Source organism: Microbispora sp. NPDC049125 (assembly GCF_040802045.1).
Classification (GTDB): Bacteria; Actinomycetota; Actinomycetes; order Streptosporangiales; family Streptosporangiaceae; genus Microbispora.
On record NZ_JBEZDW010000109.1, the window covers coordinates 1 to 1,771 of the forward strand.

The 1,771-nt window shown below is 69.7% G+C and carries 1 protein-coding gene and 2 pseudogenes; all 3 read left to right on the forward strand.

What is annotated here, in order from left to right:
* A pseudogene (locus AB0B72_RS40180) lies at positions 1-247 on the forward strand (sugar ABC transporter substrate-binding protein); the annotation flags it as partial.
* Positions 248-263: 16 nt separating this feature from the next.
* Entirely contained in the window at positions 264-1,436 is a 1,173-nt protein-coding gene (locus tag AB0B72_RS40185) for a Gfo/Idh/MocA family protein (protein WP_367745057.1), read from the forward strand.
* Positions 1,437-1,523: 87 nt separating this feature from the next.
* Positions 1,524-1,771: pseudogene (locus tag AB0B72_RS40190) on the forward strand (sugar phosphate isomerase/epimerase); the annotation flags it as partial.

The window sequence follows — 1,771 nt, forward strand, 5'->3', positions numbered from 1 at the left end:
GGTCGGCGGCGCCGGTTCGGCCAACGCGATGCGCGACATCCAGGCCGACAACGGCGTGCTGAAGGCCACGGTCACCTACAGCCCGACCATGGCCGCGTCCGCCATCAAGCTGGCCCGCCTGCTCGGCCAGGGCAAGGGCATGAGCGACCTGCTGGAGAAGGAGATCCCGCAGTCGATCACCCTCGCCTCAGAGACCATCACCAAGGACAACGCGCAGGACTACCTGCCCCTTGGCTTCGAATCCTGATCTAGGAGGAGATTCAGTGACAGACAACAGGCCGGCGCTCGGAGTCGGCATGGTGGGGTACGCGTTCATGGGACGCGTGCACTCGCAGGCATGGCGCAACGTCGGCGCGTTCTTCGACCTGCCGGTCAGGCCGGTGATGGCCGTCCTCTCCGGCAGGTCCCCGGACCGCACGGCGGCAGCGGCGGCCTCGCTGGGCTGGGCCGCGGTCGAGACCGACTGGAAGCGGCTGATCGAGCGCGACGACGTGTCGATCGTGGACGTGTGCACGCCGGGCGACTCCCACGCGGAGATCGCCATCGCCGCACTCGCCGCGGGCAAGCACGTGGTGTGCGAGAAGCCGCTGGCCAACAGCGTCGCGGAGGCCGAGGCCATGGCCGCGGCGGCGCGTGAGGCGGCGGCGCGGGGCGTGCGGAGCATGGTCGCGTTCAACTACCGCAGGGTGCCCGCCGTCGCCCTGGCCCGCCGGCTCGTCGCCGACGGGCGGCTGGGGGAGATCCGGCACGTACGCGCCCAGTACCTTCAGGACTGGATCGTGGACCCGGACTTCCCCCTCGTGTGGCGGCTGCAGAAGGACAAGGCCGGGTCGGGGGCGCTGGGCGACATCGGCGCCCACGCCGTGGACACCGCCCAGTTCATCATCGGAAGCCTGCTGACCGGCGTATCGGCGATCACCGAGACCTTCATCAAGGAGAGGCCCCTGGCGGAGGTCTCCAGCGGCCTGGCGGCCGGAAGCAATACGGACGCCAAGGGCGAGGTCACGGTGGACGACGCCGCGCTGTTCATCGGCAGGTTCGAGGGCGGCGCGCTGGGATCCTTCGAGGCCACCCGCTTCGCCACCGGGCGCAAGAACGCGCTGCGCATCGAGGTCAACGGCTCCCTGGGCAGCCTGTCGTTCGACTTCGAGGCCATGAACGAGCTGTGGTTCCACGATGCCACCGAGCCCGACGCGGGGTTCCGGCGGATCCTGGTGACCGAGCCGGATCACCCGTATGCGGGGGCGTGGTGGCCGCCGGGGCACGGGCTCGGGTACGACCACACGTTCGTCCACGAGGTGAAGGACTTCCTGGAGGCGGTGGCCGAGGGTGCCGACCCCACCCCGTCGTTCGACGACGGGCTGCGGGTGCAGCAGGTTCTCGCCGCGGTGGAGGCCAGCGCGGCGGCGGACTCCCGCTGGACCGCGGTTGTGTAGCGAGGAGTCTCGCGGTGAGAAGTCTCGCGGTGAGAAGTCTCGCGGTGAGAAGTTTCGCAGTGACGGTTTCGGAGTGAGGAGAGGGCGATGACGCGACCGATCACGTTGTTCACCGGGCAGTGGGCGGACCTGCCCTTCGAGGAGGTGTGCCGGCTCGCCTCCGAGTGGGGCTACGACGGCCTGGAGATCGCCTGCTGGGGCGACCACTTCGAGGTCGACAAGGCCGTCGCGGACGACTCCTACGTCGAGCGCAAGCGGGAGGTGCTGGCCAAGTACAACCTGCGGGTGTGGACGATCTCCAACCACCTGGTCGGCCAGGCCGTCTGCGACCACCC